Source organism: Bifidobacterium scaligerum (genome assembly GCF_002802865.1).
GTDB lineage: Bacteria > Actinomycetota > Actinomycetes > Actinomycetales > Bifidobacteriaceae > Bifidobacterium > Bifidobacterium scaligerum.
The window spans coordinates 161,806-183,152 of the sequence record NZ_PGLQ01000002.1 but is presented as its reverse complement, the minus strand read 5'-3'; the positions used below and the strand labels follow the sequence as shown (position 1 = coordinate 183,152).

Below are 21,347 nucleotides of genomic sequence, written 5' to 3'. Positions count from 1 at the left end.
GGGTGACGGGCAACCCAATGTCCAGTTATCTCGTACTTTCCGACTCATAGCCGAAAAATACGAAAACATAAGGAGAAAGGAACAGTGATGAAAGCACTGATCAAGAAGTTCGCAGCAGCGATTATCGCCGTTGCGACCATGTTCGGCATTGCCGGACTGGGAACTTTCACCGCCAATGCGGCGGGTACCGATGGTACCATCACGGTGAACACCAGCACCAGCTTCGCCGGCGAATTGAAGCTGTACCAGATGTTCACCGCCACGGTGACTGGCACCAACAACGACGAAGTGGCCTACAAGCTGAACGATGCTTGGAAGCCGTTCTTCACCAGTGACGACACCACCACGACTCCGGGCACCAACTACGTGGAGTACACCGATACGACTGGTACCAAGGTGACGGTCGATCAGCAGGCGGTCAAGTACATCAACTCCCTGACCGAGGCGCAGCGCGCCGACTTCGCGAACCTTGCGAAGAAGTGGGCCGCAGCCAACAATGTCACCCCTGACAAGACCAGCACTGGTGCCAACGGTAATAAGACCTACACCTTCGATTCCCTTGCCAACGGCTACTACATCATCGCCCCGGCTGATGCTCAGGTCGGACAGGACGGCAAGTATCAGGCGCTGCTCGTGAACCTCACCGACACCGACCACAACGTGTCCATCTCGCTCAAGCACGAGTTCCCGACCGTCGACAAGACCGTGAATAACCAGCACGCTTCCGAGAACAAGATCGGCGACAAGGTCGACTACAAGCTGACCTCCAAGGTGCCGGACATGCATGAGTACAACCTCGGCTACACCTTCAACTTCTCTGATACCCTCTCCAAGGGTTTGACGCTGCTCGGTTCTGACGACAATGAGGCCACCAAGGATACCTTCGAACCGGTCGTCAAGATTCTGGGCAGCATTAATCCTGATCAGGGTAAGACCTACAAGACTCTGGTGAAGGGCACCGACTACACCGTATCTGTCTCTCATACGGATGCCGACGGCAACCCCATCGACGGCACCTCCATCGGCATCAACATGATTGACTTCCGCACCAAGCACCAGAACGATGCCGGCAAGACCATCACCGTTGAGTACTCCGCCAAGCTGAACTCCGCCGCCGTTATCGGCAAGGACGGCAACACCAACGAGGCAAAGGTCGAGTACAGCAACAACCCGTCCAACACCGGCACCGGTACCTCCATTCCGAGCGAAGTGCGCACGCACACCTTCGGCTTCACCATCGACAAGTACACCGGCAAGCTCTACAACGAGTCCTCCGAGCGTCTCGGTGGTGCCACCTTCAAGGTGTACGCCGACAACAATGGCACGGCTGCGGACAAGGCTCTGAAGTTCGACATCACTGAGGCGGGTGACGGCACTAAGCAGGCCGTCGCCCAGTACGCTGGCGATGACAAGCAGGACGGCACCAATACCGCTACCTACACCGATGAACTCGTCACCCCGAAGTATGGTCGCATCCAAGTGGGCGGCCTGAAGGCCGGCACCTACTGGGTCGCGGAGACCCAGGCTCCGGCCGGTTACAACAAGCTGGCTGGCAAGATCAAGGTCGTCATCTCCGCCACCTATGACACCGACAATGGCAAAGTCGATGGCACTACCACCAACGGCGGCACCGGCAAGCTGACCTCTTGGAATGTTGTCTACACCGGCAGTGACAAGAAGGATCACACCATCAAGGGCGAGCCGCCGGTCATCCCGGTCCAGAACCAGAACACGGGTAATCACCCGACCCTGCCGTCCACCGGTGGCATCGGCACCGTCCTGTTCACTGTGTTCGGCGTGCTGATTGTGGCTCTGGGTACGGCTTGGTACGTCAAGTCCAACCGTAAGTCCTCCAAGCACACTGCCTGAGATCCGCTTTCCGGCTCCCTATGATAGGGGAGCCGGAACAGTCGAGATCGCACACCCTGTAACAGGAGATTCATGAAGAACAAGCTGCGCGGCATCGTGCCGCTGCTGATTATCGCCGTAGGACTGCTCGTGCTGTTCTACCCGACGATCAGCAACTTCCTCATCATGCGCAACGCCTCACGCGTGGTCGGCAATTATGACGCCGCCGTGGACTCGTTGACCGATGAGCAGTATCAGCAGATGCTGGATGCCGCGCACGCTTACAACCAACGGCTAGCCGCCGAAAATGCAGGTGCTACGGATGCGCTGACCGCAGCCGTGAACACCGAGGTCACCAGCAGCGAATACAACAAACTGCTGAACCTCAACGGTGATGGCATGATGGGCTACATCACCGTGCCTCGCCTTAAGGAAACCATGCCGATCTACCACGGCACTTCCGAAGAAGTGCTGCAGTCCGGCATCGGCCATTTGGAACCCACCTCGCTGCCGGTCGGCGGCGAGACCACGCATGCGGCACTCTCCGGTCATCGCGGTTTACCTACGGCCAAACTGTTCACCGACTTGAATCTGATGAAGAAGGGCGACCGTTTCTACATCAAGATTCTCAAAGACACGTACGCGTATCAGGTCGATAGGATCACCACGGTGCTGCCCACCGATACCAAGGAACTTGCCATCGAAGAAGGCGAAGACCTCGTGACCCTGATCACCTGCACACCATACGCGGTGAACACACACCGACTGCTCGTGCGGGCGCACCGCATCCCCTACACCCCAGAACAAGCCGAGGAATCCAAGCCCACGTTCCACGTGGACATTCCTCTGCAATACCTGTTGCCGTCCCTCGGTCTGATCACGCTGCTCATCGGTTGGCGCATCTACCGGTGGCGCAGCGAACGGCATATCGTCGCACGGCACAGCTCGCGGTGAGTGAGCGTCGCCCGCCGATTTCACGTGCCCAACCGATGATGAATGCTTCCCTGAAGCAGGGGAGTCGAAACTGTTCACCATCACATTGTTTCGTAAGAACTGAATGTCAGAAGCGGAAAGGAGAAGCCAGATATGGCAGACACGCATCATGTGCAACGAGGCATCGCAGTGCGCCGCAACGACATGCTCTTTGCGTTTGTCGCAGCGATATGCGCGATGGTGTTCGCCTCGGTTATCGCGCCGGTCCACACCGCGCAGGCCGCAACCGTCGGCAGCATCACCATCGATGCACAGTGGAATCGCGATACCGCAGACCAATCCGCACTTGCCGGCGACACCTATGCCATCGTTCGCATCGCCTCCGCCGAACTGGACGGTGACGGTACCGTCCGCTCTTTCCACACGGTGAGTGCTTTCGAACGGTTCGACGAGGATTGGACCACGCTCACCTCGTCCGAGCTGAACGCTGCGGCCAAGCAGATCGGCACCTACGCCACCGAACATCAGCTGTACAGTGCGACCGGCGTCACCGACGCCACCGGACGTACCACATTCTTTGATCTGGATGCGGGACTGTATCTGATCTCCCGCACCAATGCCGCCGAGTCGAATCAACGATACGGATGCGACCCGTTCCTGATTTCCGTGCCGGAAACCGGCGACGGTACGCCGACGTTCGCGGTTACCGCGGAACCGAAGTTCAGTGACAACGGCACCGTCACGCCGCCGACGCCCAATCCGAATCCCGAACCCAACAAGCCGAGCAATCCAACCCAGCCGAGCAGGCCGACCGTTCCGGCCAACACCGGTGCTGCTGTCGGCGCATTGGCCCTGTTCTGCATCGGCATGGCGGTGGCATCGGTGATCATCTTCGACCTGAAACGTCGTCGTTCGAACTGACTCTTACGAATCGTGGCGCAGCTGTGCATAGGCTGTGCCTAGAATGGAACCCATGAGTGAAAAGCACGCCGCACAGCACAGCATTGAGAAGCTTGCCCTGATCGTCACCACATTCAAACGCCAGCAGTTGCTGGAAGTGTTGTTCGATTCGATTCTGGCGCTGGAACAGGCCCCATGGCGCATCGTCATCGTGGACAACGAGAACTCCGCCGAGACCGCCGAGATGGTCGCTGGATTCGCCGGCAAGGTGACCGCCCAGTGGGGTACCACCGTGGCCGACCGGTCCGGCAACGAACGCCGTGTGGTATACGCGCCGCAGACCGAGAATCTGGGCGGTGCCGGCGGTTTCTCCGCAGGTGTGGCCAAGGCATATGAGCTTGGTGCCCAGTGGTTCTGGGTGATGGATGACGATGTGGCCGTGCTGCCGGATGCCATCGGCAAGCTCGCCAAGTGGACGCCGCGCCACGAGGTGATTCAAGGCTCACGATTCGACTATGACGGCGGTCCGTTCTACTGGCAGTACGATTTCATCGTGCCGCTGGGCATTCCGAACCCGATCGCCCCGGCTGCGTTTGGTCCTGCCGGATACCGTGTAATGGACACCCTGTGCTTCGAGGGCGGCCTGTTCAGCCGTCGCGTGGTCAAGGAGATCGGCCTGCCCGATCCACGCTTCTTCATCTACTGGGATGACACGATCTACGGCTATCGTGCCAGCAAGGTCACCAACCCGATTGTGGTGCCGGACGTGATTCTGCGCCGCACCCGCGAGATCGGCAACTGGGACATCGCCGGTGTGCGTCAGCTCAACTCCACGTCGGATATGAACCGTTACCACATCATGCGTAACCGCGGCTACATGGCCCGTTACTTCATGACATACGGTGATTTCCGTCCCGCATTGTTCGCGCTCGGCACCGCGCTGACGGCCGCCAAGGAGCTGATTCGACTGGTGATGGTGGACCGCGAGCATGTGCGCACCGGCGTGGTCAAAATCGCCAAGGGCTGGTGGGATTCGCGCAAGCTGATGCACGATCCCAACTGGAAGCCCATGCCGCCGCTTCAGTAGCGGATCTCCTGACGGCATCCCCAATAGCGGAGTCCCCCAGTAGAGGAGTCCCTAGGCGTCGCCTACCTTTCGCGAATATGTACCACTTAGCGGCGGTCAGTGGTACATATTCGCGAAGGAAGCGATACATATTGAAAAGAAATATCTATCGCTTCCAAAAGGAATATCTATCGCGTCGCCTATCTCTCAAAGGTGATATCCACCTTTCGCGAATATGTACCGCTCAGTGTTGGTCAGTGGTACATATTCGCGGGAATTGTTGCTGAGCGGTAGCCGTCACTTATGGATGAACAGGCCACCGTCGCCCCAGGCCCACTGGCCTTGGCCGGCACCGATCTGGAAATGCAGTTTGGCGATGCCCAGGTCGTTGAGCGCCCAGTGCTCGTCTCCCGCGGCAGGATCGATATGTGCGGCTGCGGTATCGTCCGCGGCATTGTACGTGAAGAGCACCGGCTGGCGATTCATGGCGCTCGGTGCCTTCATCGCAGCTTCGACGCCCGACTTGAACCAGGCCGGAGCGGCATCGCGCTCATCCTGCTGCATGCCGGCGGTGAACTGCTCGAACGTCTTGGTGGATCGATGCGTACGCTGCGCTTCGACGAGCTCCTCGTATGACTTGGCCTGATACTCCAGATGGTTCTCCGGGTGTCCGATGACCACGCCAAGATACAGCTCCTGAGCGCCGGTCACGCGGCAGTGGCGGGCGGCTTCGGCGCGATCCCAGGAACCGGCCACCCACAGCGTGCCCAAGCCGCGCAACGTGGCGGCCAATACCGCGCGCTCGGCATAGAAGCCGGCACGTTCCTTGGCCTCGTCATCGTTTTTCGGGCCGACGATGGCCAGATAATTCGCTGCATTCGTCAGATGACCGGAGGCATTGGCCTCGGCGAACACCTTCGGCTGATCGCGCACCAGTTGGATATTGAGATCGGCGATCAGATTCAACGGCTGGAGCGTCATCTCCAGTTGACGGGCCGTATCATCGTCGATCGGCTCGTTGTCGTAGGCGCGCACGGCGGTACGGATGTTGATTGCATCAATGAGTTGTGTATGTTCTGCCATGGCTCCCATTATCGCGCGACGAAGTGATTTGACCGGTACGCCGCGCGATTTGCGTCTCGTGTGCTCTGTCACATTTCCGCACGTCCCTGCTGTATTCCGTATGGCTTTTTGCATGGGATTCGCTTATAGCTGCTTGCACACGGTTGCAACATGTGGGCTCGAACTTTGGTGTCGCTTGCTGCACGGCGTTACACTAGGGGCACCAGTCAATCCTTCAATAAGTTGGGAAAGGAAAGGTCAACGATGATTGAAACTGCTCAGGCTTTTGGCGTGGATATCGGTGGTTCCGGCATTAAGGCCGCGCCGGTCGACCTGGTCAAGGGTGATTTCGCCGCACCTCGCTTGAAGATTCTGACCCCGGAGGTTTCCACCCCGCAGGCCGTGGCGGCTGTGGTCAAGCAGCAGCTCGACCACTTCGAAGTGCCGGAATCCGCGCCGGTGGGCATCGCTTTCCCGGCTCCGATCAAGCCCGGCCAGAAGCTTGACTTCATGGCCAATCTTGACCAGTCTTGGATCGGCGTGGACGTTACCGAAGTGTTCTCCGAAGCATGCGGCCGTCCTGTCGTAGTGGTCAATGACGCCGATGCCGCAGGTCTCGCCGAAGTGCAGTACGGTGCCGCCAAGGGACAGAAGGGTCTGGTCATCGCCACTACGTTGGGCACCGGCATCGGCACCGCGCTGATCTATGACGGCGTGCTGATTCCGAACACCGAGCTCGGCCACATCATTCTTGACGAGAAGCATCTGGATGCCGAAAAGTACGCCTCCTCCGCCATTCGCGAGCAGAAGGAACTGGGCTACAAGAAGTGGGCCAAGCGTCTGACCAAGTACTACGGTTTGATGGAGAAGTACTTCAACCCGGACCTGTTCACGGTCGGCGGCGGCGTGAGCCGTATGAGCGAGAAGTTCCTGCCGTACGTGGATATCAAGACGCCGATCGTGCCGGCAACGCTGCGCAATCAGGCTGGCATCGTTGGTGCCGCCTACTACGCCAGCACCAAGCAGCAGTGATCGCGGCAATACTGAAACTCTGATGCAACTGTACTAAGCGCATTGTCTATCGAGGCTCCCCTTGACGTCAAGGGGAGCTTTTTGCTTGTGCTACGCATATCGTTGACGGCTGCCGATGCCGTCTCATCGGGAGTATTGCCGGGACGCTGGCGTTGTCGTCCTAGCTCGATATGCATACGGATATGCATGCGGATATGCATGCGGATATGCATACGGACGAACTCCGGAACGCGTCGGCCGGGAATGGCAGGTTCTATCGTGGAGGATTATGACCGTGCATTTTTCCTCCCGCGTTGACATCAGCGCCCCGAATCCCATCGCCGCAGCCGAAGCACAGGCCAAGGCGGACGGCATCGCACTTGGCAAGCTCAACGACTCCAACCCTACGCGCCACGGTTTGGCTCCGGCGCTGGTACCGAGCATCTACACCGCCGACCCGCGCGGACCTCACGGTGCGCGCAAGGCTTTGGCCTCATTCCTCAGCACGGACGCCCACACAATCGATGCATCCGACCTGTATCTGCTGAGCTCCACATCCGAGGCCTATTCGTGGTTAATCAAACTGCTGTGCGATCCCGGTGACGCCGTACTGGCACCCAAACCGGGATATCCGCTGATCGAATCCATCGCACGGCTTGAAGGCGTGGAAACGGTCGAATACCAGCTTCAGTTCGACGGTTCCTGGTTCATCGACACCGCCGCCATCGCCGACCTGCTGAACAGTGCGGAAGGTGCGCGAATCCGCGCCCTGATAGTAATCAACCCCAACAATCCGTCCGGCTCATACGTCAAACCTTCCGAACGCGAGGCTCTGGTACGTCTGTGCCAAAGCCACGGCATCGCCCTGATCGCGGACGAAGTGTTTTACGACTACAGTCTCGAACCATTCCCCGGCAACGCGCGGCTCGCTGGCGAGCAAGATGTACTCACCTTCGCTCTGGACGGGTTCTCCAAAATGCTCGCCGCGCCGCACGCCAAAGTCGGCTGGATTCAGGTATCCGGCCCGGCCGAAGACGTGGCCGAAGCGAAACGCCGGCTGGATGTTATCGCCGACGACTATCTGCCGATGAGCGACATCATCGCCGCGATGATTCCCGATCTGCTGGCAGCGGCACCCGGGCAGACCGCACGTACCGCCGCACGCGTACGTGGCAATCTGACACGTTTGCATGAGTTGCTCGCCGCCGATCCCAACGGTCTGGTGAGTGTGCTGCGTGCGGAAGGCGGCTGGAACGTGCTGCTTCGTGTGCCGTCGGTTATCGATGAGAACGATCTGATCCTGGGCCTTATCGAGCATCATCGGATCAGCGGTCAGCCCGGCTACTTCTTCGATATGACCGCCAATGGCTATTTGGCGATCTCCCTGCTGCCTGAACCGGAGGAGTTCGAGCATAATGTGAGGGCGGTTCTGGAGGAAGTCGCCGCACAGTTAGGTGCTTAGGGAAAGCGTGCGGGGATACAATGGGCCGCATGGGATTCTTCTTCAAGTCCAAAGAGCTGCCACGTCCGGCATCCTTGGCCTTCACGCTCGACCAAGCAGGGCACACCTATGATGACGGGCATGTAGGTCTCGCACCCACATCATTGACCATCACCGAGCGGCGCGTGGCCATCATCGGTCTTAACGGAGCCGGCAAATCCACGCTGCTCGGTCTTGTGGACGGCTCGCTGAAAGCCACTTCCGGCATCGTAACCATTTCCGGCGGCGAGGAGCGGCTTGATCCCAGCGTCAAGAAGGACGCCAAGCGCATCGAGGATTTGGTAGGCAAGGTTCGGCGCGAGGAGATCCCGAACAATTTCTACCGTGCCGAGAACATCAGTGAAGCCGTCTCCGAAGCGTTGAAGAAGCATAAGATTGCCGAAGGGGAACGTCATGCGCGCATAGGCAACCTATTCGCGCATTTCGACCTGGCTCAGGTGGCTCGCGCCAAAGCCAGCGAACTTGACTCCGAGAAACGGCATCTGCTGGCCATCGCCGCCGCGCTGAGCTTCGCCCCGAGCACGATAGTGGCCGATGAGCCGAGCAAAGGACTTGACGAGATCGGTACCGCGCATGTGGCCCGCGCATTGTTCAGTTACGACAAGCAGGTGATTTTCGCCACGCACGATACCGATATGATTCGCCGTAGCGAATACGCCATCGACCGTACGCTGGTTCTTGACGATCATCGCATCGTGTTCGACGGGACTCCGAATGAAGCCGTGACCTATTACGAAAACCTGATTCGCCGGAAGTACGAGGAGATGTCGTCGGCGGAAACGTCGGCAAAGTAAGTTGTTCGACTGATGCAACAGCCGGCAGTAACACGGCCGATTACAGCAACGTGAACCACGCCTGCAACTCATGCCAGAGCGTGGGATTGTTGTTGATCAGCGCATCGCTGCGGCCTTGCATCAGACAGCTGAGCACACTCACCGCAATCATAAACAGCACCGCCAGCAGCATCGCCCAACGCATCAGCCAACGCCACGGTGTGACATAGGCAAAGCCATCTGCGGAAGCCGCATCATTCGCACCGGCCAGCGACGTGCTCGGCTCACGGCCGTTGACCAACCATAACAGCCCCGGAATCGAGGCCAAAGCCAGCAGATAGGCGAAGTCTGCGGTATACCGCCAGCCGAGACCCCCTACGGCACTGTTGAACACGATGATCACGCCGGCCAGCCCAAGGCAAGAGAGCAACAAGGCGCGCATGCCATGCATTTCCAGACGGCGCAGGAACGGCAGAATCAACGACAGCGCCAGCAACGGCATCGTGACGAACAATCCGCCGGACATCACCTCGTAGTAGCTCCATTCCGGCATCGGCGCGGCGCTGGCCGCCACCCACGGGAATGCCGCAGTGAACCGCATCGGTAGGAACAGGTAATACCAAGCGGTGACGGGCACGCTTGCCGTGGGCGTCACATACTTGGTCATATCGGCGATGCTGAACTGGTAGGCGTTGCCGAAATTCAACAGCGAACCGAATCTGGCGTGATTCCACAGCATCAACGGCACCACAATCGCAAGCGCCGGTACGATCATGGCCAAAGGCGCATACAGCATACGCATCCCTGCAACACGATTCGTCTTACCCGACTTCAGCTCTGACACCATGGCGCGAATCTGCGGCCAGAACGTCGGAAATGCCAATAATGCGGTCAGCGTGAACGTAGGGCGGCAGCCGAAATTCGCGGCGATGCACCATGCGCCAAGCGCCAGCCGCGGCAGCGACAATGGCGCGGTTTTCCCGACCTGCCAACGATCGCTGGGCAGTACTGGACGGTGCGTAGTAGTGGCACCCATCCAGAACCACAAGCCCAACGAAGTCAACGTCAACGATGCAGCCAATGGCACCTGATAGAAATTCGTGCGGTACAGCATGTAACCCAGCTGTGACCCCAACAGACAGGACAGCGTGATCAGGCTGGCAGCCGCCAAAGAGGTTTTCGGCATCACACGATGAATCACACGCAGTACCAGCAACGTGAAGAAGATAATGAACAGCAGCATCAAGAACAGCTCCGCCGCGGCCGTAGGCAGCGTACGCCCAGTGAGCAGCTTGTACGGCGCGAACAGCACCACTGCCGGAAGCACGCCGAAATACGAATACCAGTGACCTTGGTAGTACGCGTAATCCCAGTACAGAGGTGTCACACCCTGAGCCAGCAACTTGGAACGGGTGGTCACATCATACGGGTCGGCAGTGGCCGCCAGCGCGTCAGGCACCGGAAGATCCAGCCATGTTCGTCCGGCGATCAGTGAATCCGCCGTATGCCCATACTGGTTGAAATCGTATGTATAACCTCCGGCCACATGGAACACCGGTGCCGCTCCATATGCCAGCTGCTGCACGATGGCAACGCCAAGCACCACCACCGGGATGGCCATAATGCCGGCGAACGCAAGCCGTTGACGGCCACTCGCCGGATCGAACGGTATGCGCCACAGTCGTGAGCCCGGCCGCCACAGCGCCAAAGCCAGTGACAGCATCGCCATCGCGCCGATGCGCATCCAGCTGATGGCAAACGGCACACGCACATTGGCGCGCACGTCGCCGATCGGCACTACGGAGCCCTTGGCCTCCTGAATCCAGACGCGTACCCGGCCTTTGCCATCCGCCCTGAGATAATGGCTGCGCTCGCTACCCGGGCTCAACGATGTCGCCCGCCCAGTGGCGTCTGCCACATCGACGCGCACATGAATGGCGCCCAACGGACTTGACGCAGCTTTGTCGCCATTGGCTTTGGACTCGGCTTCGGCACGCTGATAAGCCTTATCGATTGCCTCTTGACTGGTGGTGTCCACGCGCAGGTAGCCTGAAGTGCCATCCGCCGTTAACTCAAGATAAGCATGAGTGGGATCGGTGATCACCAGCATGCCGTCGTTCGTACGAGACAATCCCGTACCCAGCGTGTTATGCACGGCGTTCGTGTCGGTACTGGCGCCCAACGTGCGCCAGAACGGCAGATTGAACATCACGCACTCCACGATGGCGATAACGGCCAGCACGCTTATGGCTGCGAATAACCGACGCAGACGGAAGCTGCGGGGTCGCTGGGATTGCCGGGGTCGCTGAGAAGGGGAGTGGTCTTCGTAATGCACCTCATTATTCTATAAGCTTTACGACAGGTGGTATGTCGGGCAAACAGTAGACAATGAGAATCATGCCAAAACGCGAATCGAATCATTTTCATCATCGGAGCGCCGCATTCCTGAACGGACTGAGGAGTTCGATGAACGCGCTCGCCGTCGATCTGGGATTGACCAAGCCACGAAGTGCTTCGAACCCGTTCGGCGACGCACTGCGCAACGTCGGCAAGCATCAGGGCGGTGTGGTCGATGAATTGACCAAGAACGCGGTTGCCTTGAGCCCCTTGGTGAAGCGTCGTGTGTTTACACAGTTCGACAATGTTCCGGACGGATTGTCGCTGGGATGGGCGCAGTTGCCCGGCACGGTGGGGCGCGGATTTAGCCTAGGCGTGTTCACCGATGCCGATCACTTCGCGCAGGTGGCCTTTGCCGACACGTATGGCCGTGTATTCGCCGGCTCCGAACCGAATATGGATGTGCAGAACATGCAGCCTCGATTCATGTTCGGCAAGGAAAAGGACATGATGCTGCCGGACGGCAGTCGTCTGGGATTGAGCACGAGTGAGCCGCGTTCGTTTGGCGCTGCGATTGCGCGCATGTCTCGCGATTCCATGCGCAACCTTGCTCATCGTGGCTCGCATGAGGACGGTGTGAAGGTGGTTTCCGGCGGCATGGTGGGGCGAGATGACGCCGGCCGCATGGTTTGGCTGGCCTCATGGCTGAAATCAGGGAATCGATACACGCTGGAGCAGATGCGTGCCGATCTGCCGCGTGAGATGCGTCATGATCTGGAGTATCGGGATGCGTTGGCCATCGGTTTCTTCGCCACATACATGTTGCCGCAGATCAACGGGCTGCTTATCGGCTTCGGATCGGGCAATATTTTCCGTCGCCTCAACCGGGAGGCCCCCATCGGGGCGATTCGCCGCTCGGTACGCGACACACTGGAAGCGCGGGCCCATGGCATGCGCGCGTCAGGCTTGGAGGATCATTTCGCCGATCTGATGCGTGAAGCCGGCGCGTTGGACGAACTGCCCGGTCTTGAGGCCGTGCACGGTGCCGAACCGTTGCACCTGTACACCGCAAGCTATTCGAACAGCTACTTCTTTACTTGGGACAAGTCTCTGGCGTTCAATCAGGTACTCAAGTCGTTGAAAATCGAAGGCAATCTCAACCGGTTTGCCGCAGTGAGCGCATGGCTGGAACGCAGCTCTTCGCTGGGACGTCCTTTGACGGAGGACACGGTCACTCGCGCTCAGGCCGCGCAGATCGATATGAAGCTGATCGAGAATCCGGCGATTATGGCGCTGGAGCCATACGAGGGTGACGACGAGCGTCATGCCGTGCTCAGCCTGATCGATACCGCCGCCGATACGGCTGATCGGATTCGTCAGGAATTCCCGGACCCGTGCACCAATCCTGTACCGGGTGTGGAGCCGGAACCGAATACGAACAGCAGTGACGAGTGGGTGTACAGGCAGACCTTGTCCGCCCTGTTGCGCCGATTGCGGTTGCCGTACCGCTTTGATGTGGAGTTCCGCTCCCGGCTGGATAGCGGCGAAGTGGCCATCGGATTCACCACTGCGGGCACTTCGATGATGCCCGACAGCCGATATGACGTGACTCGTCGTACATGGCGGGCGCTGAGTGGAGCGGAACGTGCCGCAATGAGCTCTGCTTACAATCTGCGCATCGGATTGATGATGGCAGCATTGAGCTTTGGCACCAGTGAGCGTGTGCGCCAGGTTTCGCTGCATATTGACTCCATCGGTCTGGAAGAGGCCATTGCGGAACAGGATTCGGCGATTCAGGCGATGATGAGCGAGGCGTTGCGTGCTTTCGAACATCTGCGCAGCGGCGATTTGGGATTGGGGCGTGCCGGTTCCAAGGCGGATCCTAAAGATGGCGACTTCCATGGGGATCCGACTCGTCCGATCTCCCACGAGGAGTCCTTCGGACAGACGGCATCCGGTGAGGAAGCAGCCGGAGCCGGTTCAGGCTTGCCAAACGCGGAGAGACAGACGGCTTTGCCGGAACAATCTGCGGATAGTCAAGCCGCGGAGCAAGCTGAGGGACAGACCGGTGGGCTGGCGGGTGACGGCTCGTCGGCCGAAGCGCATGCACAGCCGGACCGGCATGCGGAAGATCAGCGTGAGAACGCAGCTTCCATCGACTCGCAGTTCGAGGATCTGATGCGTGGATTGGACATCGACGAAATGTCGTTCAGTGCCTCGGACGATGACAATGCCATCGGTCTTGGCGCCATCGGCAGCGACGGCAGCGTGATCGGCGGCGACTCCATGGACGCCGACGCGGATGCGAACAATGATCCATTGGGTGTGCTGCGCCGCAATCCTACCGTGCGCAACATGGTCACCGTCACTTTCACCCGTGACGCCTTCCTCAAGCGGCTCGATACGGACGGATTGGACAATCCGACAGAGACCTACCGCATGTTCGGTGCAGTGATGGATGTGGACGGTGAAGGCGGCTTGAAGCCCATCAACGCTGATTTCGATCTGGCAGACAGCAGATTCTCCCCGGTCGGGGCCCAGGAGGAACCGGAGCTTGCCGACCGTCGCTTCAGCGAACCCGCGGCTCGGGTGCTCGGCGCAAAGAACAGTGCGGGACTGTCCATCCAGCGCATTGATCTGCTGCAGCATGGAGTCAGCGAATTCCATGATCTGGCACGCAATCAGACGATGAGTTCAGTGGAGAAGGCTCAGCGTGCCATGCGTGTGATCGAATCGATCTGCGATCCCGAGTTGACCGGTCTGGCCTCGCAGGTGACCAGCGCGCTGATTGATGGCAACGATACACCGGACTTCACGTTCACCCTTGCTGACGGGCTGGATAAGGAACGTCTGCGCGCGCGCGATCTCCTGTTCTCCGGGCAGGTCGATCAGGCTATCGATGCCGCCGAGAAAGCGGTGGCACGCATGGATTATGTCTTTTCGACCAGTGGCGGCGTGCCACGGTACTTCAATTCCTACGCCGAACGTGTGGTATACAACCGTCTGTTCGCCACCCCGGATGAGCATACCGTGCTCATTACCGACAATCTGTTCTACGCGCATATGGAGCTGGCCGACGTGCTCAGTCAGATCAAAGGCGCGGCGGCGGCGATTCCACACCTCAACCGGATGGTGGCCTATGCCCCCGCATACCCGCTCTCGCATTTGAAGCTCGCCATCCAACTGGCTCGCAACGAAGACTGGGATTCGGCACGTGCCGCATGCCTGAATGCGTTGCGCGTGGCCTTGGACCGCGACGATGCCGCATTCGCCTACTATCGCTTCGCGTACTCCGAATGGATGCTCGACCGTTTCGACACGGCCGCTGCGGCATACATCATGAGCGATCATATCGCTTCCGGGGCCATCGGCTCGTTGGAAAGCGAATTGCAGGAGCTGGTCGCTCGCGCCGATTCGCAGTGCATTCGTGTGCCTGAGACCGTGGACGAGGCCGTTCATGTGCTGAATATGCATGATTTGCCGGTTTGGCCGCATACCGAGGTGGCGACCATCGTGCGGGATGCGGCCCGCGTATGCGTGGATGAGGGCATGTTCGTGCCGGCGCGCACCCTGTCGGTGGCAGCCGCTCGCATGAACGATGGCGAAGGTGACGGCATCGACGTGATTCAGGGCCAGTTCCTGCGCTCGCTGAGCGTGTAGACTCGCTGTCGGCGGTGCCCATCTCATGAGGACAAGGCCGGCTCTCGATCGATTCGAGACTGATTCCGATAGGATAGGCGGTTATGAGCATTGAACAGTTGGCATGGGATTTTGACGATGGCGCTGAAGCGGAGATTCGCCCGGATGAAGGCATAACCCGTTTCGCGCCGGGCTCGTTGCCGTGGATTGCCGCATTGACGGCCACCGATGACGACGCCATGCGTCTTGACCGCCTTGACGTGAACGGGCTTGATTCCGAGTCTGCCACCCGATTGTGGACCAAAGTGGCTGCATGGGTGGAATCCGACCAGATCGCCTATTACATCGACGATGCGCCCGTTAGCTCCGATGCCGCTTACGATGCGCGCATGCGCTGTCTCGAAAAGCTCGAAGCCGCGTTCCCATCGTTGGACAATCCGCAAAGTCCCACACATCGAGTCGGTGGCACATTCTCCAACGATTTCGCCTCGGTACGTCACCCCAGCCGGATGATGAGCCTTGATGACGTGTTCTCCATCGAAGAGCTCAGGGACTGGTACGATTCGGTGATCCGTGACCTCGACTGGCCGCAAGGCAAAGCATTGCCGATGAGCTGCGAAGTCAAAATCGACGGTCTTGCGCTGAATCTCATCTACCGTAACGGTGTGCTGGAACAAGGCCTGACTCGTGGCGACGGCGTCACCGGCGAAGACATCACCCTGAACGTGCGTACCATCGGTTCCATCCCCGTCAACCTTGGCGGGCCCAAGGAAGATATTCCGGATTTTGTGGAAATACGCGGTGAAGTGTTCATGCGCTGGGATGATTTCCGCGCGCTCAACAATGAACAGGAGGATGCCGGTCGTGCGCCCTTCGCCAACCCGCGCAATGCTGCCGCCGGTTCGCTGCGGCAGAAGGATCCGCGTATCACCGCTACCCGCCGTCTGAGCTTCTATGCCCACGGTCTTGGACGGCTTGACTGGGGAGCCGATCATCCGCGCGGTACGCATGACGTGGTGGCCGATCAGTCACAAGCCTACGCATTGTACGAAAAATGGGGTGTGCCGGTTTCACCGCACAACCGTGCCGTCTCATCGTTCGATGAGATTCTCGATATGATCGATTACTACGGCGAACATCGTGGCGATATCGAGCATGCGCTCGACGGCATTGTGGTCAAAGTAGACGACTTGACTCTGCAGCGTACGTTAGGTGCCACTTCGCGTGCCCCGCGCTGGGCCATCGCATACAAATACCCACCCGAAGAGGTGAATACTGAGCTCAAAGACATCATCGTGCAGGTGGGGCGTACCGGCCGCGTGACCCCGGTGGCCATTCTGAAACCCGTATATGTGGCCGGCTCCACCGTGGCGCGTACCACGTTGCACAATGCCTTCGAGGTCAAGCGCAAAGGCATTCTCATCGGAGACACTGTAGTGGTGCGTAAGGCCGGCGATGTGATTCCTGAGCTTGTGGGCCCGGTGCTGGAGCGCCGCAAGGGGCGCGAGGACCAGCTGCGTGAGTTCGTGATGCCTGAATATTGCCCGTCCTGCGGTGCCAAACTGGCTCCCGCCAAAGAGGGGGATAAGGATATCCGCTGCCTGAACGTGGAAAGCTGCCCGGCACAGTTGACCGAGCGTGTGATCTCACTCGCCTCGCGCAAGGCCTTCGACATCGAGCATCTGGGTGAACAATCCGCCATCGCACTGACCAATCCGGAGGAGAACCGGCCGGATTCGGCCGCGACCTACGCGCCGAACATCACTGAAATCCTCGTGTCTGCCGGTGAGGAACCCGAACCGTACGAACCGGTCGCAGGGCTGGAACTGCCTCCCGTGCAGACACCGGTGCTATCGAGCGAGGCCGGGCTGTTCGCCTTGACCGCCGCCGACCTGAAGGATGTGTACGTCTGGCGCGAAGCGTCGATTGTGGAAGTGCATGACGTGGTCGGCGCGAATGGGCGCAAGAAGAAGGTGCGTAAGAACGTGGGTGGCTCCGGCCTATGGCATCGGGTGCCTGCGTTCTGGACGTTGCCGACCGTGGCGAAGAAACTTACCGCCAAGCAGCTCGCCGAACGTGCGTCGGCAGACGAGTCTGGTGCTGGCACTGATGCGACGCAACAGCAGGAATATCCGCAATACGATGTGCCCGCCGATGCCGTAATCGTGCGTGTGGACCATAAGACCACGCGCACCGGCACCACGGAAGTGCCGGTATATGTGCGTCCCGGCGAGAACACACGCAAGATGTTCGAAGAGATGGACAAGGCTCGTCATGTTGACCTGTGGCGTGTGCTGGTGGCGTTGTCCATTCGTCGCCTTGGTCCGCCGACCGCACGCCTGATCGCTTCGTCGCTGGGCTCGCTGGAAGCGATCGAGTCGGCAAGCGTGGAGGACCTGACGCAAATTGACGGCGTGGGGCCGGAAATCGCCGAATCGGTGGTGAACTGGTTCGCCGACGCCCGTAAACCCGGTGATTGGCGAGGAGAAACCTTGCGCGCATGGCAGGCGGCAGGCGTGGGATTGGATGCAGCTGAGAAAAGCACGTTGCCGCAGACTTTGGCAGGGAAGACGGTTGTGGTCACCGGCTCTCTTGAAGGCTATTCGCGTGATTCCGCCAAGGAAGCGATTCTGGAGCGCGGCGGCAAGGCCGCAGGTTCGGTGAGCAAGAAAACCGATTACGTGGTGGTCGGTGCCAACGCCGGTTCCAAAGCAACCAAGGCGGAGGAGCTCGGCATTCCAATGCTGAATGAAGCCCAGTTCGCGCAGTTGCTGGAAACCGGAGAAGTCTGACTCTGGCATGCCGGCGCGGCACACGCTACTCTGGTACGCGGCAATAAGGAGGATGCATGACTGATACCCGTGAGATTGAAGCTGCCATCTACGACCGTTTGAGCCGTGTCATTGACCCGGAACTTGGACGGTCCGTGACTGATTTGGGCATGATCGCCGCCATTAACGCGGTTCCATCCGCTGAACCGTCAAATGCGAATCCCGCCTACGACGTCACCGTGCATGTCGAGCTTACGGTCGAAGGATGTCCACTGTCGCAGACCATCACCAATCAGATCAACGGTGCCGTGGCCTCATACCCGGATGCCGCGCTCACGCCGCATATCGAAGTCAGGTCAATGAGCCGGGACAAACTGGAAGATCTGGTCGCCGATTTGAAAGCCGAACGCAAACAGAACCCGTTCAGCAAACCGGGCGTCAAGACCCGTATCTTCGCCATCGCCTCCGGCAAGGGCGGCGTAGGCAAATCGTCGGTCACAGCGAACCTTGCAGCCACCTTTGCGGCGCTCGGCTACGATACCGCCGCCATCGACGCGGACATTTACGGTTTTTCTCTTCCTCGACTGTTCGGCGTGCACACCCAGCCGACCAACCTGAACGGCATGCTCATGCCGGTGACCGCATGGGGTGTCAAGTTAATCTCCATCGGCATGTTCGCTGGCGCAGACCGTGCCATTCTGTGGCGTGGGCCACGGTTACAGCGTTCTCTGGAACAGTTCCTGTCCGACGTATGGTGGGGGCAGCCTGACGTGCTGTTGCTTGATCTGGCACCTGGCACCGGAGATATGGCAATCTCCGTGGCACAGGCGTTGCCGAACGCCGAATTGGTGGTGGTGACGACTCCTCAGCCCTCCGCTTCGGATATTGCTGTGCGCTCCGGACTGGTGGCGTTGCAGGTGCCGATGAAGGTGCGCGGCGTAGTGGAGAACATGAGCTACTACGAACATAACGGCGAGCGGTTGGAGATTTTCGGTGCCGGCGGCGGTCAGCGTGTCTCCGATCAGCTGACCGAAGCGCTCGGCTACGAGGTGCCGTTGATGGCCCAGTTGCCGCTGATTCCCGAAGTACGTGAAACCGGTGAGGCCGGACGTCCTGCCGTGCTTGACGCCGACGGTGCGCTGCGCACAGACGGCATCGGCGTTACATTCTGCTCTTTGGCGGAGCGACTACTGGAGGTACCCGCAGCGAATCAGTGACATTTCGCAGCGAGGTATACTAACCATCTATGGGAAAGACGACGATCAGGGTACAGTTTGATGACCCGCTGGATGCGGCGCATTTCCTTCAGCAATGCCGGCGCAAGGGACTGGATGCGGAACTGGAGGATTCGCGTCCGCAGATCAAGCGCAACGGTCCAGCCTTGGCCGCATGGCTGAAGGCACATCCCGGCTGGTATGAGGTCGGCAAATCGGTGAACCGTGCCGCCGCCAATAAAGCGGTACTCAAGATTCGTAACGGTGAACGTCGTGGATTTGAAAGCGGACAATTCGAGGCGCGTATGGAGAATCGAGACGGGCAATGGTATGTATATGCCCGTCATATAGGTCGTCCGCGGCCGCATCGTGCCAAGCCCGGGGAAGGTATGGACCCGCTGTTCTGACCGTTGAGGATGCGGCAATTCCTGGCTGAAGTTCATACCAATATGAAAAGACCTTGTGAAACCGAGTTCCACAAGGTCTTGTTCTGCGTTCAACGACTCCCATTTGGCTCCCCTCGGAAGGGGAATGGGAGTCATTGCAACGTTTCTGAGTGCTACCTATCAGATGTGGTAGTAGAGCTCGTACTCAAGCGGGGTCGGGGTCAGGCGAGCCTGATCGATCTCATCGCGCTTCAGGCCGATCCAGGTCTCGATGAGATCGTCGGTGAAGACGTCGCCAGCGGTGAGGAAGTCGTGGTCCTCTTCCAGAGCATCCATAGCCTCAGCCAAGGAGCTCGGCACCTGCTTGATGCCAGCGTGCTCTTCCGGCGGCAGCTCGTAGAGGTCCTTGTCGACCGGCTCCGGAGGCTCGATGTGGTTCAGGATACCGTCCAGACCAGCCATCAGCTGAGCGGAGAAGGCGAGGAACGGGTTGCAGGACGGATCCGGAGCACGGAACTCGATACGCTTGGCAGCCGGGGAAGTGCCAGCCAGCGGAATACGGATGGCGGCAGAACGGTTACGAGCGGAGTACACCAGGTTGACCGGAGCCTCGAAGCCCGGAACCAGACGGTGGTAGGAGTTCAGGGACGGGTTGGTGAAGGCCAGCACGGAGGAGGAGTGCTTGATCAGGCCGCCGATGTACCAGCGAGCCAGATCAGACAGACCAGCGTAGCCCTTCTCGTCGTAGAACAGCGGCTTGCCGTCCTTCCACAGGGACTGGTGGCAGTGCATGCCGGTGCCGTTGTCGCCGGCGATCGGCTTCGGCATGAAGGTGGCGGACTTGCCGGCCAGAGCAGCAGTCTCATGGACGACGTACTTGTACTTCATCAGGTCATCGCCTGCGTGCTGCAGGGTGTTGAAGCGGTAGTTGATCTCCTGCTGGCCAGCGCCGGCGACCTCGTGGTGAGAGCGCTCCAGAATCAGACCGACCTTCTGCAGGTTGGCGACCATGTCGTCGCGCAGATCCTGAGTGTGGTCAATCGGCGGAACCGGGAAGTAGCCCTTCTTGACGCGGTTCTTGAAGCCGATGTTCGGGGTGCCGTCTTCTTCGACATCAACGCCGGAGTTCCACGGAGCCTCGATGGAGTCGACCTCGTAGAAGGAACGGTTCATGCCGTTCTCGAAGCGAACCTTGTCGAAGATGAAGAACTCGGCCTCAGGAGCGAAGGATGCGGTATCAGCGATACCGGTGGACTTCAGGTAAGCCTCGGCCTTGCCGGCAACCTGACGAGGATCGCGGGAGTACGGCTCGTCGGTCAGCGGGTCGACGATGGAGAAGGCCACATCGAGGGTCTTGTGCTTGCGGAACGGATCGACGAAGGCGGTGGCCACATCCGGCACCAGCTTCATATCGGACTCGTTGATGGCCTGGAAGCCCTGCACGGAGGAACCATCGAACGGCATGCCGTCGGTGAAAGCGTCCTTCAGGAACTCGCTAGCCGGCACAGTGAAGTGCTGCTGAACACCAATCAGATCGGTGAAACGAACGGAGACATACTCGATGCCTTCCTTGTTGATAAGGGCCTCGGCGTCTTCCTTGGTCTTGAGTTCGGTCACGGGACCGCTCCTTTCATATGGAATGTAACGGTCTCTATCGTAAAATCGCGCGTTTCGCCGGGTCGTAATTTGGGTTACGAGAATGTTTCGGCTTGGTTGACGAGGGCTACTGAACCGCGATATTTCGCGGAAATATATGTCGTAGGTTATTGGGAGGGGTCGTCAGTCTCGTCCGTAACGTGGACAGTGGGGAAGGGGAAAGCTGGAAGGACGGGCTGACGGACGACACTGATGGCGGGTCTGTGTTATGGATGCAGGAATAGTTTCGACGATATGCGGCGATGACAAA

12 protein-coding genes and 3 pseudogenes are annotated in these 21,347 nt (G+C 59.3%); 12 read left to right on the top strand and 3 right to left on the bottom strand.

Going from position 1 to position 21,347, the window contains the following annotated elements; genetic code table 11:
- Positions 1-87 precede the first annotated feature (87 nt).
- The 4 genes and pseudogenes from CUU80_RS03955 (at position 88) to CUU80_RS03940 (ending at position 4,768) form a co-directional block, all read left to right on the top strand.
- Positions 88-1,869, top strand: coding sequence for a SpaH/EbpB family LPXTG-anchored major pilin (locus CUU80_RS03955; protein WP_100496076.1), 1,782 nt, complete (start codon positions 88-90; stop codon positions 1,867-1,869).
- Positions 1,870-1,941: 72 nt separating this feature from the next.
- Positions 1,942-2,772: pseudogene (locus CUU80_RS03950) on the top strand (class C sortase); the annotation flags it as partial.
- Positions 2,773-2,934: 162 nt separating this feature from the next.
- Complete coding sequence (locus tag CUU80_RS03945) at positions 2,935-3,702, top strand: cell surface protein (RefSeq protein ID WP_100496074.1); 768 nt, start codon at positions 2,935-2,937, stop codon at positions 3,700-3,702.
- 52 nt (positions 3,703-3,754) lie between these two features.
- Complete coding sequence (locus tag CUU80_RS03940) at positions 3,755-4,768, top strand: glycosyltransferase family 2 protein (RefSeq protein ID WP_100496073.1); 1,014 nt, start codon at positions 3,755-3,757, stop codon at positions 4,766-4,768.
- 276 nt (positions 4,769-5,044) lie between these two features.
- Here CUU80_RS03940 and CUU80_RS03935 read toward each other — a convergent pair whose 3' ends face one another.
- Positions 5,045-5,830 (bottom strand): nitroreductase family protein, encoded by a 786-nt coding sequence (locus CUU80_RS03935; protein WP_100496072.1) that lies wholly within the window; start codon positions 5,828-5,830, stop codon positions 5,045-5,047.
- A gap of 243 nt (positions 5,831-6,073) precedes the next feature.
- Between CUU80_RS03935 and ppgK the strand changes: the two genes are divergently transcribed.
- The 3 genes from ppgK to CUU80_RS03920 all read left to right on the top strand — a co-directional run bounded on the left by ppgK (position 6,074) and on the right by CUU80_RS03920 (position 9,115).
- Positions 6,074-6,841 (top strand): polyphosphate--glucose phosphotransferase, encoded by a 768-nt coding sequence (gene ppgK, locus CUU80_RS03930; RefSeq protein ID WP_100496071.1) that lies wholly within the window; start codon positions 6,074-6,076, stop codon positions 6,839-6,841.
- A 268-nt stretch (positions 6,842-7,109) separates the two neighbouring features.
- Positions 7,110-8,282 (top strand): pyridoxal phosphate-dependent aminotransferase, encoded by a 1,173-nt coding sequence (locus CUU80_RS03925; RefSeq protein WP_165775823.1) that lies wholly within the window; start codon positions 7,110-7,112, stop codon positions 8,280-8,282.
- Positions 8,283-8,311: 29 nt separating this feature from the next.
- Entirely contained in the window at positions 8,312-9,115 is an 804-nt protein-coding gene (locus tag CUU80_RS03920) for an ATP-binding cassette domain-containing protein (RefSeq protein ID WP_100496378.1), read from the top strand.
- A gap of 40 nt (positions 9,116-9,155) precedes the next feature.
- On the opposite strand, the gene CUU80_RS03915 is transcribed toward CUU80_RS03920, so the two are convergent.
- Entirely contained in the window at positions 9,156-11,303 is a 2,148-nt protein-coding gene (locus tag CUU80_RS03915; protein ID WP_243388657.1) for a hypothetical protein, read from the bottom strand.
- A gap of 257 nt (positions 11,304-11,560) precedes the next feature.
- On the opposite strand from CUU80_RS03915, the pseudogene CUU80_RS11225 reads away from it, so the two are divergent.
- The 5 genes and pseudogenes from CUU80_RS11225 to CUU80_RS03895 form a co-directional block, all read left to right on the top strand.
- A pseudogene (locus CUU80_RS11225) lies at positions 11,561-13,487 on the top strand (tetratricopeptide repeat protein); the annotation flags it as partial.
- An 86-nt stretch (positions 13,488-13,573) separates the two neighbouring features.
- Positions 13,574-15,091, top strand: a pseudogene (locus tag CUU80_RS11220) (tetratricopeptide repeat protein); the annotation flags it as partial.
- An 83-nt stretch (positions 15,092-15,174) separates the two neighbouring features.
- Entirely contained in the window at positions 15,175-17,862 is a 2,688-nt protein-coding gene (ligA, locus tag CUU80_RS03905; RefSeq protein WP_100496069.1) for an NAD-dependent DNA ligase LigA, read from the top strand.
- A gap of 56 nt (positions 17,863-17,918) precedes the next feature.
- Complete coding sequence (locus CUU80_RS03900; protein WP_100496068.1) at positions 17,919-19,058, top strand: Mrp/NBP35 family ATP-binding protein; 1,140 nt, start codon at positions 17,919-17,921, stop codon at positions 19,056-19,058.
- Between the two features lie 29 nt (positions 19,059-19,087).
- Positions 19,088-19,462 (top strand): hypothetical protein, encoded by a 375-nt coding sequence (locus tag CUU80_RS03895; RefSeq protein ID WP_100496067.1) that lies wholly within the window; start codon positions 19,088-19,090, stop codon positions 19,460-19,462.
- 159 nt (positions 19,463-19,621) lie between these two features.
- Here the strand turns inward: CUU80_RS03895 and glnA are convergent, their stop codons facing one another.
- Positions 19,622-21,058, bottom strand: a complete 1,437-nt coding sequence (gene glnA / locus CUU80_RS03890; protein ID WP_100496066.1) for a type I glutamate--ammonia ligase — start codon at positions 21,056-21,058, stop codon at positions 19,622-19,624.
- Positions 21,059-21,347 lie beyond the last annotated feature (289 nt).